The following is a 14335-nucleotide window of genomic DNA, read 5'->3' as shown; positions in this document are numbered from 1 at the left end:
GAGCAAGAATTAAAAGCACTGTCTAACAAAGTCAAAGATCATCGGATGCGCATGCGGTTGTTGGCTGTTGCCCATTTTAAAGCGGGTAAAAATAGATCCAAGGTAGCCAGAATGCTGAACGTGAGTCGACGAATGGTGAATGATTGGGTCGCCAATTACCTAAAAGGCGGGATCAGTGCCCTTGAAAGTAAAAAGCCATCTGGTAGACCTAGTCGCTTAACCGATCAGCAAAAAGAAGCTTTAGCTCACTACATTGAGCAACAAAGCCTGTCCTCTAAAGGTGGCCGCTTAAACGGTGAAATGCTGCAAGGCTATATTCAACAAACTTTTGCGGTGAATTATCACCAAAATTCGATATATAATTTACTGAAATCAATGAATATAACCTGGACCACTAGCCGCTCTAAACATCCTAAGCAGAATAGTGAAAGTCAGGAGGATTTTAAAAAAAATTAAAATTGAAACGATCAAATTGATCCCGGGTCATGTTGCCATGGAGCAGGTTGATTTTTGGTTTCAGGATGAAGCACGATTTGGTCAGCAAAATACCACCACACGCCTTTGGTCAAAAAAAGGATGTCGTCCCCGAGCCGTTAAGCAGCAACAGTTTGACTACGCATATTTGTTTGGCGCAGTCTGCCCCGCAACGGGGGAAACGGAGGCATTAATAACCCCTCATGTTGATAAAGAGATGATGAGCCTGCATCTCGAACAGATCTCAGCGAAAACAGAAGTAGGCAGACATGCGGTCGTCATCATGGATGGTGCGGGCTGGCACCAGGCTTTACTAACCGAAGATCTGAGCAATGTCAGTATTATCAAACTCCCCCCGTATTCTCCAGAGCTGAACCCAATTGAGCAAGTCTGGTCATGGCTGAGGCAACACCATTTAGCTAATCGATGTTTTAGCGGCTACGATGACATTGTTGAAGCGTGTTCCAGGGCATGGAATGATTTTATCTATGACACGAAACGCGTAGTGAGTATGTGTTCCAGGGACTGGATCCCGGTGGGAAAAATTTAATACTGATTGGTATAACTCCGTTAGGGGGATGACTATCATCATATACGTGTTTATGTCGCTACTGATAAAGAAAAGAAAGTTTTCCTGTGGGAGTAGCACTTGCGCGGCAGCGCTTATAAGAATGGCTACCGGCCTCAAGGCCGATAACGGTGCATTGTTAACTTTATTTCAGGCAAACAAAAAAGGGCCACCCTTACGGATAGCCCTTTCTCTAAATGGGAGTCTGGCAGTGTGCTACTCTCGCATGGGGAGACCCCATACTACCATCGCCGCTAATACGTTTCACTTCTGAGTTCGGAATGGGATCAGGTGGGGCCGTATCGCTATGGCTGCCAGACAAAAAACGTGCTGATTTATCCGCGTCTTTTTGCGGTAAATTAGCGCAAGGTGAGTCAAACTGTCTAAGTGACGTGTCGTCTTCATCCTGCTTTAAACTTTTAAGTGTTAATTCAGTCGCGTTGTGTGCGATGAATTAACGCAAGGTGAGTCGACCTGTCTATATGACGTGTCGTGTTCATCTTGCATAAATCAATATGTAAAAGCTGAGGTAATCAATGCTAAAAAACGTTTAGTCTTACTCTGTCGATTAATAATACTTGTCATTCATACACGTCTACTATTATTTACACACTTGACCGTCGCTGCGCTTTTACTTTAGCGAGTAGATAATATGTCAGCAGGGTACCCCTGCGCTTAAGCATATTATCACGACAGCGCGATAGCGCGTTTATAAAAAGCTATTTGGGCGTTGTATGGTTAAGCCTCACGGGCAATTAGTACAGGTTAGCTCAACGCCTTACAACGCTTCCACACCCTGCCTATCAACGTCGTAGTCTTCAACAACCCTTTAGGACAATTAAATTGCCAGGGATGACTCATCTTGGGGCTCGCTTCCCGCTTAGATGCTTTCAGCGGTTATCGATTCCGAACGTAGCTACCGGGCAATGCCATTGGCATGACAACCCGAACACCAGCGGTTCGTCCACTCCGGTCCTCTCGTACTAGGAGCAGCTCCCCTCAATCATCCAACGCCCACACCAGATAGGGACCGAACTGTCTCACGACGTTCTAAACCCAGCTCGCGTACCACTTTAAATGGCGAACAGCCATACCCTTGGGACCGACTTCAGCCCCAGGATGTGATGAGCCGACATCGAGGTGCCAAACACCGCCGTCGATATGAACTCTTGGGCGGTATCAGCCTGTTATCCCCGGAGTACCTTTTATCCGTTGAGCGATGGCCCTTCCATTCAGAACCACCGGATCACTATGACCTACTTTCGTACCTGCTCGACGTGTCTGTCTCGCAGTTAAGCTGGCTTATGCCATTGCACTAACCTCCTGATGTCCGACCAGGATTAGCCAACCTTCGTGCTCCTCCGTTACTCTTTGGGAGGAGACCGCCCCAGTCAAACTACCCACCAGGCACTGTCCGCAACCCCGATAAGGGGCCAACGTTAGAACATCAAACGTACAAGGGTGGTATTTCAAGGTAGACTCCACGTCATCTGGCGACAACGCTTCAAAGTCTCCCACCTATCCTACACATGTAGGGTCAATGTTCAGTGCCAAGCTATAGTAAAGGTTCACGGGGTCTTTCCGTCTAGGTGCGGGTACACAGCATCTTCACTGCGATTTCAATTTCACTGAGTCTCGGGTGGAGACAGCGTGGCCATGGTTACACCATTCGTGCAGGTCGGAACTTACCCGACAAGGAATTTCGCTACCTTAGGACCGTTATAGTTACGGCCGCCGTTTACCGGGGCTTCGATCAAGAGCTTCTCCGAAGATAACCCCATCAATTAACCTTCCGGCACCGGGCAGGTGTCACACCGTATACGTCATCTTTCGATTTAGCACAGTGCTGTGTTTTTAATAAACAGTCCCAGCCACCATTTCACTGCGGCCGCCATTCGCTTAGAGAGCAAGTCTCATCACAAACAGCGGCGTACCTTCTCCCGAAGTTACGGTACGATTTTGCCGAGTTCCTTCACCCGAGTTCTCTCAAGCGCCTTAGTATTCTCTACCTGACCACCTGTGTCGGTTTGGGGTACGGTTATTAATATCATAAGTTTAGAGGCTTTTCCTGGAAGCATAGTATTTGCAACTTCAACACCGTGGTGTCTCGTCTCGTGTCTCAGGTTATATGTCGGTCCGGATTTACCTAAACCAACGCCCTACGCACTTTCACCTGGACTACCAACGCCAGGCTTGCATAACTTTCTCCGTCCCCCCTTCACTGATATTAACAGTACGGAAATATTAATCCGTTTCCCATCGACTACGCATTTCTGCCTCGCCTTAGGGGCCGACTTACCCTGCCCTGATTAGCATGGGACAGGAAACCTTGGTCTTCCGGCGTGGGGGTTTTTCACCCCCATTATCGTTACTCATGTCAGCATTCGCACTTCTGATACCTCCAGCAGGCCTCCCGGCACACCTTCAACGGCTTACAGAACGCTCCCCTACCACGCATAGCAAGCTATGCGTTCGCAGCTTCGGTGTATCACTTAGCCCCGTTACATCTTCCGCGCAGACCGACTCGACTAGTGAGCTATTACGCTTTCTTTAAAGGGTGGCTGCTTCTAAGCCAACCTCCTAGCTGTCTTAGCCTTTCCACATCGTTTCCCACTTAGTGATAACTTAGGGACCTTAGCTGGCGATCTGGGTTGTTTCCCTCTTCACGACGGACGTTAGCACCCGCCGTGTGTCTCCCGGATAGTACTCACTGGTATTCGGAGTTTGCAAAGGGTTGGTAAGTCGGGATGACCCCCTAGCCTTAACAGTGCTCTACCCCCAGTGGTATTCGTCCGAGGCGCTACCTAAATAGCTTTCGGGGAGAACCAGCTATCTCCCGGTTTGATTGGCCTTTCACCCCCAGCCACAAGTCATCCGCTAACTTTTCAACGTTAGTCGGTTCGGTCCTCCAGTTGATGTTACTCAACCTTCAACCTGCCCATGGCTAGATCACCGGGTTTCGGGTCTATACCTTGCAACTAAAACGCGCAGTTAACACTCGCTTTCGCTACGGCTCCCCTATTCGGTTAACCTCGCTACAAAATATAAGTCGCTGACCCATTATACAAAAGGTACGCAGTCACAGAACAAGTCTGCTCCTACTGCTTGTACGTATACGGTTTCAGGTTCTATTTCACTCCCCTCACAGGGGTTCTTTTCGCCTTTCCCTCACGGTACTAGTTCACTATCGGTCAGTTAGGAGTATTTAGCCTTGGAGGATGGTCCCCCCATATTCAGTCAGGATAACACGTGTCCCGACCTACTCGTTTTCACTTAAAGTTCGTGTTCGTGTACAGGGCTATCACCTGGTATCGCCATACTTTCCAGTATGTTCCACTCACTTACAATCAGCTTAAGGGCTAGTCCCCGTTCGCTCGCCGCTACTAGGGGAATCTCGGTTGATTTCTTTTCCTAAGGGTACTTAGATGTTTCAGTTCCCCTCGTTTGCCTCATTAAGCTATGTATTCACTTAATGATACCGCCGAAGCGGTGGGTTTCCCCATTCGGATATTTGTGGATCAAAGCATTTTGTCGGCTCCCCACAACTTTTCGCAGACTTACACGTCCTTCATCGCCTCTAACTGCCTAGGCATCCACCGTATACGCTTAGTCACTTAACCATACAACCCCAAATAGCTTCTTTAGCTTGCCCTATGCTTCACCTTCGGCGTCTCTCACTCGGTCATGTACAGACGTACATTCCCTCACTCGTTCCTCCTGCGGCTTTGCCTAGAACAACCTAACTCGCTATTTCCTCGTAGCAAACAATCATAGTCTGCACGTCGAAATAACTCGCCCTACCCTTTGGCCTTTTATCCAAAGTTAGGTGCAACTTGCGTTGCCGTTGTATGCGTGACAAGTATTCATTCAAATCAGATAGAGTAAGCTCTTAAAAGCGTTCTCTTCGTTTTGATTACTTTATCAGCTTTCCATATTGTTAAAGAACAAGGTGCACATGAAGCTCGATTTTTGAGTTCATGGGCGCAAGGTGAGTTCAACTACCTGACGATGTCAGATATTGTCCTCCTCTTGCTAAGGTCTAAAAAAACCCTAATCAATACCCGCTGTTACCAGCATTCATTCATTAAGGTTTGCTACCTTTGAGCAATTTTTCACTTCCCACCCCAAATGTGGTGGAGCCAAGCAGGATCGAACTGCTGACCTCCTGCGTGCAAGGCAGGCGCTCTCCCAGCTGAGCTATGGCCCCGCTTTACAGCAGGTCGATGTTGTCACACCGTAATCTTGTCTAATCAAGGCGAGCCTTGTATCAAAGATGCAATTCGCGGCTAGGCAAGGCGGATAACGAGGACGTGTGGTTTTCTACACGACGAGTCATCCAACGCAGCATAGGCGTGAATTTGGTAGGCTTGGGCAGACTTGAACTGCCGACCTCACCCTTATCAGGGGTGCGCTCTAACCAGCTGAGCTACAAGCCTCTTGCTTGGTCTTTGTCATCTATGCTTCCTGGCTACAGAATTTCCTTGATCACTAACAGACGTTAGCTCCCTGCGACACATTCTTCGCGGCGTTGCCTAGATAACAAATACACTGCGCAATACTCTTTCAAGTATCACGACAAGTTGCTTGAATTTCCCAAGCACTTCTTTTGCTCTTCTTTATTAACAACAAAACAATCTGTGTGAACACTCGACCTGACAAGGCCTGCCTAATAGTAAGGAGGTGATCCAACCCCAGGTTCCCCTAGGGTTACCTTGTTACGACTTCACCCCAGTCATGAATCACAAAGTGGTAATCGTCCTCCCGAAGGTTAGACTAACTACTTCTTTTGCAACCCACTCCCATGGTGTGACGGGCGGTGTGTACAAGGCCCGGGAACGTATTCACCGCAACATTCTGATTTGCGATTACTAGCGATTCCGACTTCACGGAGTCGAGTTGCAGACTCCGATCCGGACTACGATGAGCTTTAAGGGATCCGCTTACTCTCGCAAGTTCGCTTCCCTCTGTACTCACCATTGTAGCACGTGTGTAGCCCTACTCGTAAGGGCCATGATGACTTGACGTCGTCCCCACCTTCCTCCGGTTTGTCACCGGCAGTCTCCTTAGAGTGCCCAACTTAAGGCTGGCAACTAAGGACAAGGGTTGCGCTCGTTGCGGGACTTAACCCAACATCTCACGACACGAGCTGACGACAGCCATGCAGCACCTGTATCTGGATTCCCGAAGGCACTAAAGCATCTCTGCTAAATTTCCAGTATGTCAAGAGTAGGTAAGGTTCTTCGCGTTGCATCGAATTAAACCACATGCTCCACCGCTTGTGCGGGCCCCCGTCAATTCATTTGAGTTTTAACCTTGCGGCCGTACTCCCCAGGCGGTCTACTTATCGCGTTAGCTTCGCTACTCACGGATTAAATCCACAAACAGCTAGTAGACAGCGTTTACGGTGTGGACTACCAGGGTATCTAATCCTGTTCGCTACCCACACTTTCGCACATGAGCGTCAGTTATTGACCAGGGAGTCGCCTTCGCCACTGATGTTCCTCCAGATATCTACGCATTTCACCGCTACACCTGGAATTCCACTCCCCTCTCCAAAACTCTAGCCTGCCAGTTCTAAATGCTATTCCCAGGTTGAGCCCGGGGCTTTCACATCTAGCTTAACAAACCGCCTGCGTGCGCTTTACGCCCAGTAATTCCGATTAACGCTCGGACCCTCCGTATTACCGCGGCTGCTGGCACGGAGTTAGCCGGTCCTTCTTCTGTTGCTAACGTCACAGCTAACGGGTATTAACCGTCAACCTTTCCTCACAACTGAAAGTGCTTTACAACCCGAAGGCCTTCTTCACACACGCGGCATGGCTGCATCAGGCTTGCGCCCATTGTGCAATATTCCCCACTGCTGCCTCCCGTAGGAGTCTGGACCGTGTCTCAGTTCCAGTGTGGCTGATCTTCCTCTCAGAACAGCTAGAGATCGTCGCCTTGGTGAGCCTTTACCCCACCAACAAGCTAATCTCGCTTAGGTTCCTCTTTGCGCGAGAGCCCGAAAGCCCCCTTTGGTCCAAAGACGTTATGCGGTATTAGCCATCGTTTCCAATGGTTATCCCCCACACAAAGGCAGATCCCTAAGTATTACTCACCCGTCCGCCACTCGTCATCTTCAAAGCAAGCTTTGAAATGTTACCGTTCGACTTGCATGTGTTAGGCCTGCCGCCAGCGTTCAATCTGAGCCATGATCAAACTCTTCAATTAAATATTTATCGAACATGAATTTTTTGTTGGTAGACACTCATCAAGTGAGTATCCACACAGATTGTCTTGTTATTAATTGTTAAAGAGCATTTCGCGGCGATGAACACCGTACTTCGATTTCATCAGCGCAAGGTGACGGCCATCCAATGACGTCGCCTAGTTAATCTTTCTGCTTAAGTTGTCCGAAGACCCTCTTAAGCGGGAGGCGTATATTACGTTGTTCGTTTTGGTTGTCAAGGGTTTATTTAATTTTAATCTCAAACTAAACCGCCTTGCAACCCGCTAATCTCTTGACTCTTACGAGTCTCGAACCCCCAGCCTGAGCCGGTGTCGTTTCAGCGGTTTAACCTGCTGCCCCGAAGCGAGGTGCGCATTATAGACACCCCGTCGATGAGCGCAACCCTTATTTGCATATAATTGTTTAAGCGGACAATTTATACACAAACTGCTCACCCTAGCAGCAGCTTGCTGGTTTTTAAGACACTAATTATGCTTCATCCTGTTGATGACTTTGTTAATATCAGCCTATTGATAGTTGTAAGGGGTAGAAAATGGGTATTCGACGTTATAAAGGGGTCAGTCCTACATTAGCAGCAGGTTGTTATGTAGATGAATCTGCGGTGTTGGTAGGCGATATCGATTGTGCAGCAGATGTCAGTGTTTGGCCATTAGTAGCAGCACGGGGTGATGTTAACTATATAAAGATAGGCGCGCGCACCAATATACAAGATGGGACTGTGTTACATGTTAGTCGCGTGAGTGAATCCAACCCTAAGGGCCATCCCCTGATTATCGGTCAAGATGTCACCGTTGGGCACAAATGTATGTTGCATGGCTGCATACTGGGTGATCGTATATTAGTGGGTATGGGTGCCATCATTATGGATGGCGCAGTAATAGAGGACGACGTATTTATTGGGGCGGGAAGTTTAGTGCCACCAAACAAAACATTAACTAGCGGTTACTTATATGTAGGCAGCCCCGTTAAACAAGCACGTCCCTTAACAGAAACAGAAAACGCATTTCTTAAGGTTTCCGCTGATAACTACATACGTTTGAAAAACGAGTACCTTGAAACCGAGTAACACCTAAGCGTTATATTCCGATTTGATTAGGGTTCGGCTATGAATGCGGATGATACCATTCTCATCCCAGGCTTCTCGCTCCACCAGTTCACTTATCATCTCTTCAAGATCAAATAGATAATTAACGTAAAACGTCTGCATATCAGCTACTGGTAAGTCGCTGATATGACACTCCATCATAAGTCCCGAGACAATGAGCTGAATGCACATTGTCTCGTTATCCACACTGTAGCCATCTTGGATCTGGATCGCTTGGTTCACATCATTTCCCGCACAACACTAATCACAGGCTCAATGTCTGGTCTTACGTGGCGCCATAAGTAAAAACTTTCTGCCGCCTGCCCCACCAGCATGCCAAGCCCATCGCTAACCGCGATATTGTTATTTGTCTCGCTTGCCCAGCGTATAAATGAAGTGTCCTGGGATTTATAAGTCATGTCGTAGGCAAATTCAGCTTGTAAAAAAATGCTCGCGCTGACATCGGGCAAGCCCCCATCGAGACTCGAAGAAGTACAATTGATTACGCCGTCAAAACCACCTGCTGGTATATCGGTAAAGCCCGAACCTGAAACACTGCCACTATCGCTAAACTTTTCAGCAAGGTTTTGGGCTTTCTTCGCAGTTCGATTGGCAATATGTATATTTGCAATTCCAGCCGTAAACAGCGGCAGAATGATCCCCCGCGTTGCTCCACCAGCGCCAATTAATAATAAGCGCTTACCTGCAATACGTCCCCATAAACGTTGTAAGTCTTGTACCAATCCTTGCCCATCGGTGTTATCGCCAAGTACGGTTCCATCTTTACGTTTCGATAACGTATTGACCGCCTCAGCCATTTTCGCTCTTGGGGTCAATTCGTCAGCGAAACGAAATGCATCTAGTTTAAATGGTGCGGTTACGTTGGCGCCTAAATACCCTTGTGCGAAAAATGCTTTGATAGCTGGATTAAATTGGTCTTCTGCCGGTTCTTGGCGGCCATACTCTATCGCTTGCTTAGTTTGCTCAGCAAATAGCCTATGAATAAGAGGTGACTTACTGTGGCCAATTGGATTACCAAATACTGCATACCTGTCCACAGCTCACACCCACTTCTGAGGTTTAAGATACTCTTTGTACAATAGCTCCTCCGGGCTTCCTGACTCAGGTTTGAAGTCATATTCCCACCTAGCTAAAGGCGGCATAGACATCAATATAGATTCTGTACGACCACCACTTTGTAATCCAAATAGTGTGCCCCTATCGTATACCAAGTTAAATTCAACATAACGTCCTCTTCTGTATAACTGAAAGCTACGCTCCTGTTCGGTGTAAGGCATCTCTTTCCGTTTTTCTAAAATAGGTACATAGGCATCCAAATACCCATTGCCGACCGCTTGCATAAATTCAAAGCTACGTTTGAAACCCCATTCGTTGAGATCATCAAAAAATAAGCCCCCGACTCCCCGAGTTTCGTTACGGTGTTTGAGGTAAAAGTAATCATCACACCACTGTTTGTATTTGGTGTACACATCTTCCCCGAAGGGTTCACATAGTGTTTTGGCCGTATTGTGCCAATGTTCTACGTCGGCCCGGATGGGGTAAAACGGGGTGAGGTCGAAGCCCCCACCAAACCACCAAATCGGTTGTTCACCTTCTTTTTCAGCAATGAAAATTCGCACGTTGGCGTGGGAAGTTGGAACATGAGGGTTTTTCGGGTGGATCACCAAAGAGACGCCCATAGCCTGAAAACTCCGACCAGCCAATTCTGGTCTGGTAGCGGTTGCAGAAGCAGGTAGTTGCCCACCAAATACGTGTGAGAAATTGACCCCTCCCTGCTCGATCACCTGACCGTTAGTTAGTACCCGAGTACGGCCTCCACCACCGAGCTCACGCTGCCAATTATCTTCGACAAAGCTGCCTTTCCCATCCGCCATCTCCAGCGTATGGCAAATATTGTCTTGTAGAGTGAGTAAAAACTTTTTTACCGATTCAATGTCGGCAACTTCTGGTAGTGACATAGTCTAATTATCTCGTATTGTTTGGCCGCTTAAGCCATGGCGAATTTTACTCGGTAACTGGGCATTACCCAGCTCACCTTCAATAAGTAAAACTTTATCGTTAAAGTATTCCCGCACTTGTTGAACCGTTCGAGCAGGTTCAGTAGCTGTCAAATTGGCACTGGTTGACACTAACGGCTTGGCGAAACGCGAACACAAGTCCCGGATAACCGGATGTTGGCTTACACGCACCGCAATTAATTCGGAATCGCCGGTGAGCCAGTGGGGAGTGGTTTTTGATTTAGGCAATAACCAGGTGATGGAACCGGGCCAACTGGAAAATATTTCTGTTCGCATATACATAGGAATGGCGGCATCATTCACATAAGGTAATAGCTGGGAATAGGTTTTGGCCACCAAGATCAAGCCTTTACTGATTGCGCGATGTTTTAACGACAATAAGGCCATTACAGCGGCCTTATTGTCAGGGTCGCACCCTAGGCCAAACACAGCTTCCGTTGGGTAAGCGAATATTTGCCCTGCCTGAAAACGGGTTAGTAGTGGATCATCTGTATGTTTTACTGTCATTTTTTTAATGTAAGCCGTCTATATTACGCTGAGTGTAAAGCATGCATTGCGGGGGTTAAACCTAAAAACACCTATTCGGCTGGCTGCTTAAACATGCATTTGCGTTGTGGACATTGCCAAAACACACCTTGAGCGGTTTTTTTTTCCTGCATAACAGGCCATTTGCAAGCTGGACAAGCTTGGTCGACAGGGGGGGAATTCAGCGCATAACGACAAGCCGGGTATTGATCACAAGGGTAGAAGCTCTTGCCAAATTTGTTGGCACGTTTGAGTAATTGGCCCTTAACACATGAGGGGCATGCTATGGCTACTACCGTCTGTTGTTTTGCAGATTCTATATAGTGACATTCGGGGAAGTTACTGCAACCTATGAACATGCCATAACGCCCTTTGCGGATCACCAAATTGGCTGCGCATTCCGGGCAACTTGAACCCTCAATCACCGTTATTTCAGTATTATCAACTTCATGCAGGGGTTTACTAAAATCACAGGTTGGATAATTACTGCAGCCGATAAAAGGACCCTTTTTACCACGTCTGATATGTAGCTTCGCGCCACACTCGGGGCAGGGACCCGCTTCATCTTCAAACGTAGCCTCATGAGCCGCAAAAAGTGAATGATCAATTTTAGACATAGTTAGACAGCACATCTGGTCAGCAAGAGATGCTGACCCGTGCCCTGGGAGGAATTAATGCAACGGACCTTCTGGCTCTTCAAACAGCAGATCTTCCATCTGCGCATAAGCATTTTCTTTGCCTGGCACATTAAATAGCACCATAAGCACAACCCATTTCATGTCTTCGAGACAAAACTCGTTCGAGTCTATTTCCATTACTCGGTCGATGACCATCTCTCTGGTCGACGAGTCTAAAACATTTATTTGCTCTAAAAACATCAAAAAACCCCGACATTCAACATCCAGGCGCATTTCTTCATCATGGGTGTAGATACGATTAACGAAAGATGCGGCTCCTTTTACCAAATAGGGATTAATATCTGTTTCTTGTAACGCCGCCAACTTTTCAAGCCAAGATAGCGCCTTGTATATTTCGTCATGGTGAAAACCCGCTCGAACTAATTCATCAGTCAACTCGTCTTGGTCGACACGAATTTCAGTCTCGCTGTGAATAAAGTTTTCGAAAAGATACATGAGGATATCGAACATATTATTTTTCCCCCAATTTAAGGTAACCACCTGGAACAGCCGTTACTAAACCACGTAATTCGTATTCTAACAATAAAGACATCACCTGAGCCACAGGCAAACCGCAGCGTTGAGCCACTATATCTAGTGGTGTGGTTTCGAAATCTACACTATCTAACAATTTGTCTGCTGCCAAGCTTTGTGTGTGATTTTTTTGTGCCTCTTGGTTATTTCTTTCATGAGTAACAAAATTAAGATGTTGAAACTCTTCATTTATATCGTCCAATGTTTCAACAAGTTTAGCACCTTGTTTGAGCAAATGATGGCAACCTCTGGATAAGGGGTTGTGAATATTGCCTGGCACTGCAAAGACTTCTCGATCCTGTTCCATCGCGTATCGGGCGGTGATCAGCGAACCGCTTTTAAGTGCCGCTTCGACTATCAGTGTACCATATGCCAAGCCACTGATTATACGATTTCGACGGGGAAAGTTCTCTGCCCTGGTAGCCGTGCCGGGTGCAAACTCAGAAACGATAAGGCCACCTTGCTCCACTATTTGCTGACTTAATTGAATATGGCGTCTGGGATATATGTGATCGATTCCGCTGCCCAGTACTGCGATCGTATTACCTTTGGCTACCAACGCCGCATAGTGTGACAAACCATCTATGCCCAACGCTAAACCGCTGGTTACCGTCCATCCGCTGTTAACTAGGGCTTGAGCGAAGTGTTGGGCGTTTTGTTTGCCGCTAATTGATGGGTTTCGACTGCCGACCATGGCAATCTGTCGACCATCTAACAATTGAGTTTTGCCGTGGCAATATAACACAGCCGGTGGCTGAGCTGTTTCCAGCAAGAGCTTCGAATAACAGGCATGATTAGCGGGCAAGATAACATGGCAAGCATCCTTGGCATGCCACTTTAAGCTTTTTTCAATGAAGTGTTCATTAGGTGTGCGAAGTGTCTGACTCTGGCTAGGGGACAACCCCCAGGCTTGCAACTGCTCATGATCAGCCGAAAACAAGTCAGCCATTTGCAAACCATTGGTGCCTAACACTGCGGTGAGCCGTTTTAGCGAAAAACGCGGAACCTGTTCAATGGTTAACCACTGAATTAACTCACGCTCACTTGGCTCCTGGGGTCCAGTGTGCAACATAACCGCTCACTCTCATTCGCTATACACTAGGGTTTGGCAACGATAGCGCCTTTGCGAATAACTTTAGTCGAACGCGTGATAAGTGCATAACTGGCTTTAGCAAATACTTTAAAGACCAGTAATTCTCCAACCTTAAACGCCGGTTGTTGAATATCTCCATCCCTAAATAAAAAGTGACTCAGGGCACCACTTTCGTTTTCATATTGGGGAGGCTCCCCATCAAAAATTTTGGGTCCTTGGGTATAAATCCCCATGACAGTGCCCACATCAACGGCGTGCTCCCCAAGGTCTAGCACGACCACGTTGTATTTGCCATATAACTCGTGTTGTTCTAGATCGCCAACTATATAGCCTTGCTGCTGATCAGCGGCTTTGATACTAATCGTCTCTGGCACAGCACTATTGTGGCTCAATAAAAGTTTGTCGCCTCGCTTGACTTCCAAATTAGCTTTTTTAATTTCTAATAGTGTCTGTCCTGTTAACGAAGTTTCCAGGGCGACAGCGTCGGCAATATGCCGCACTTGCAGACCCAAAAACTCTCCGTTCAGATCATGAATGGCTCCTTGTTGGCGGATCACCTGATAGTCACCTAAGGCTATATTTTGACCTTTACCCAAGACAAAGTCGTCCGTGGCGAAATATACCGAGCCATTGTTATTTCCCAGGATATAAGGTTGCTCATCATACTCCTGGTGGCTGAACAGAAAATCATTTTCTATATAAGGTTGAATAATACCCCAGGGCAACACAGATATAGGATTAGGGGTTTTGGTTATTTTTTTACCTTGTGGAGAGAGCCTGATGGCATTTTTTTGTTCCGCCCTGACTATATCAACAATAGGCTGTCCCTGAGCATTGAGACTAAGTCTCAATTCATCCCCTGGATAAATTAGATGAGGGTTAGTGATCTGGGAATTGGTACGCCATATTTGCGGCCAATACCAAGGTTTATTTAAATACATATTGGAGATATCCCATAGGGTATCTCCCTGCTTAACTACGTAAATCTTGGGGGCAGTATCTTTTAATAAAAGTTGCTCTGCCAGCACCAAGATTGGTAAGAAAGCCAAGAGCAAACAATAATAACGAATGTTTTTTATCATATGGGCACTAAACCTTACTACGACAACTAT

The 14335-nt window shown here is 47.0% G+C and carries 10 protein-coding genes, 2 tRNA genes and 3 rRNA genes; 2 read left to right on the top strand and 13 right to left on the bottom strand.

What is annotated here, in order from left to right; translation table 11 throughout:
• Positions 1-45: 45 nt before the first annotated feature.
• Positions 46-1024 (top strand): IS630 family transposase gene (locus AC3RV5_RS00170; RefSeq protein ID WP_489732057.1). Its coding sequence is split into 2 segments (ribosomal slippage): positions 46-444 and positions 446-1024, totalling 978 coding nucleotides; the frame shifts between segments, so codons are not numbered across the junction.
• Between the two features lie 221 nt (positions 1025-1245).
• On the opposite strand, the gene rrf is transcribed toward AC3RV5_RS00170, so the two are convergent.
• The 5 genes from rrf to AC3RV5_RS00145 all read right to left on the bottom strand — a co-directional run bounded on the left by rrf (position 1246) and on the right by AC3RV5_RS00145 (position 7252).
• A 5S ribosomal RNA gene (gene rrf / locus AC3RV5_RS00165) occupies positions 1246-1361 on the bottom strand.
• Between the two features lie 415 nt (positions 1362-1776).
• Positions 1777-4662: ribosomal RNA gene (locus tag AC3RV5_RS00160) — 23S ribosomal RNA — on the bottom strand.
• 511 nt (positions 4663-5173) lie between these two features.
• Positions 5174-5249 (bottom strand) — tRNA-Ala (locus tag AC3RV5_RS00155).
• Positions 5250-5401: 152 nt separating this feature from the next.
• Positions 5402-5478, bottom strand: a tRNA-Ile gene (locus AC3RV5_RS00150).
• Positions 5479-5715: 237 nt separating this feature from the next.
• A 16S ribosomal RNA gene (locus tag AC3RV5_RS00145) occupies positions 5716-7252 on the bottom strand.
• The 16S, 23S and 5S rRNA genes sit together here with 2 tRNA genes alongside, the layout of an rRNA operon.
• Before the next feature lie 551 nt (positions 7253-7803).
• On the opposite strand from AC3RV5_RS00145, the gene AC3RV5_RS00140 reads away from it, so the two are divergent.
• Complete coding sequence (locus tag AC3RV5_RS00140) at positions 7804-8337, top strand: gamma carbonic anhydrase family protein (protein ID WP_489729987.1); 534 nt, start codon at positions 7804-7806, stop codon at positions 8335-8337.
• A gap of 3 nt (positions 8338-8340) precedes the next feature.
• Here the strand turns inward: AC3RV5_RS00140 and AC3RV5_RS00135 are convergent, their stop codons facing one another.
• The 8 genes from AC3RV5_RS00135 to AC3RV5_RS00100 form a co-directional block, all read right to left on the bottom strand.
• Positions 8341-8598, bottom strand: coding sequence for a hypothetical protein (locus AC3RV5_RS00135; protein WP_489729986.1), 258 nt, complete (start codon positions 8596-8598; stop codon positions 8341-8343).
• On the bottom strand, positions 8595-9413 hold the full coding sequence (gene aroE, locus AC3RV5_RS00130) for a shikimate dehydrogenase (RefSeq protein WP_489729985.1): 819 nt from the start codon (positions 9411-9413) through the stop codon (positions 8595-8597). Before aroE ends, AC3RV5_RS00135 begins: the two co-directional genes overlap by 4 nt.
• A gap of 3 nt (positions 9414-9416) precedes the next feature.
• The gene (hemF, locus tag AC3RV5_RS00125; protein WP_489729984.1) at positions 9417-10334 is read right to left on the bottom strand and encodes an oxygen-dependent coproporphyrinogen oxidase; all 918 of its coding nucleotides are present in this window, start codon (positions 10332-10334) and stop codon (positions 9417-9419) included.
• 3 nt (positions 10335-10337) lie between these two features.
• On the bottom strand, positions 10338-10901 hold the full coding sequence (gene tsaC / locus AC3RV5_RS00120) for an L-threonylcarbamoyladenylate synthase type 1 TsaC (RefSeq protein WP_489729983.1): 564 nt from the start codon (positions 10899-10901) through the stop codon (positions 10338-10340).
• 71 nt (positions 10902-10972) lie between these two features.
• Positions 10973-11536 carry a DNA topoisomerase family protein gene (locus AC3RV5_RS00115; protein WP_489729982.1) on the bottom strand — a complete coding sequence of 188 codons (564 nt, stop codon included), beginning with the start codon at positions 11534-11536 and terminating at the stop codon, positions 10973-10975.
• A gap of 54 nt (positions 11537-11590) precedes the next feature.
• The gene (locus tag AC3RV5_RS00110) at positions 11591-12067 is read right to left on the bottom strand and encodes a DUF494 family protein (protein WP_489729981.1); all 477 of its coding nucleotides are present in this window, start codon (positions 12065-12067) and stop codon (positions 11591-11593) included.
• Between the two features lies 1 nt (position 12068).
• Positions 12069-13202, bottom strand: coding sequence for a DNA-processing protein DprA (dprA, locus tag AC3RV5_RS00105; protein WP_489729980.1), 1134 nt, complete (start codon positions 13200-13202; stop codon positions 12069-12071).
• Between the two features lie 26 nt (positions 13203-13228).
• Positions 13229-14305 (bottom strand): LysM peptidoglycan-binding domain-containing protein, encoded by a 1077-nt coding sequence (locus tag AC3RV5_RS00100; RefSeq protein WP_489729979.1) that lies wholly within the window; start codon positions 14303-14305, stop codon positions 13229-13231.
• Positions 14306-14335 lie beyond the last annotated feature (30 nt).

The organism is Paraglaciecola sp. IT1134, from assembly GCF_058068185.1.
The sequence above is the reverse complement of the archived record's forward strand: the minus strand, read 5'-3'. Positions and strand labels throughout refer to the sequence as shown.

Bases quoted from the DNA above. Each gene is read 5' to 3' on its own strand.
- AC3RV5_RS00140 (WP_489729987.1), top strand. From the start codon at position 7,804: ATGGGTATTCGACGTTATAAAGGGGTCAGTCCTACATTAGCAGCAGGT.
- hemF (WP_489729984.1), bottom strand. From the start codon at position 10,334: ATGTCACTACCAGAAGTTGCCGACATTGAATCGGTAAAAAAGTTTTTA.
- tsaC (WP_489729983.1), bottom strand. From the start codon at position 10,901: ATGACAGTAAAACATACAGATGATCCACTACTAACCCGTTTTCAGGCA.
- AC3RV5_RS00115 (WP_489729982.1), bottom strand. From the start codon at position 11,536: ATGTCTAAAATTGATCATTCACTTTTTGCGGCTCATGAGGCTACGTTT.
- AC3RV5_RS00110 (WP_489729981.1), bottom strand. From the start codon at position 12,067: ATGTTCGATATCCTCATGTATCTTTTCGAAAACTTTATTCACAGCGAG.
- dprA (WP_489729980.1), bottom strand. From the start codon at position 13,202: ATGTTGCACACTGGACCCCAGGAGCCAAGTGAGCGTGAGTTAATTCAG.
- AC3RV5_RS00100 (WP_489729979.1), bottom strand. From the start codon at position 14,305: ATGATAAAAAACATTCGTTATTATTGTTTGCTCTTGGCTTTCTTACCA.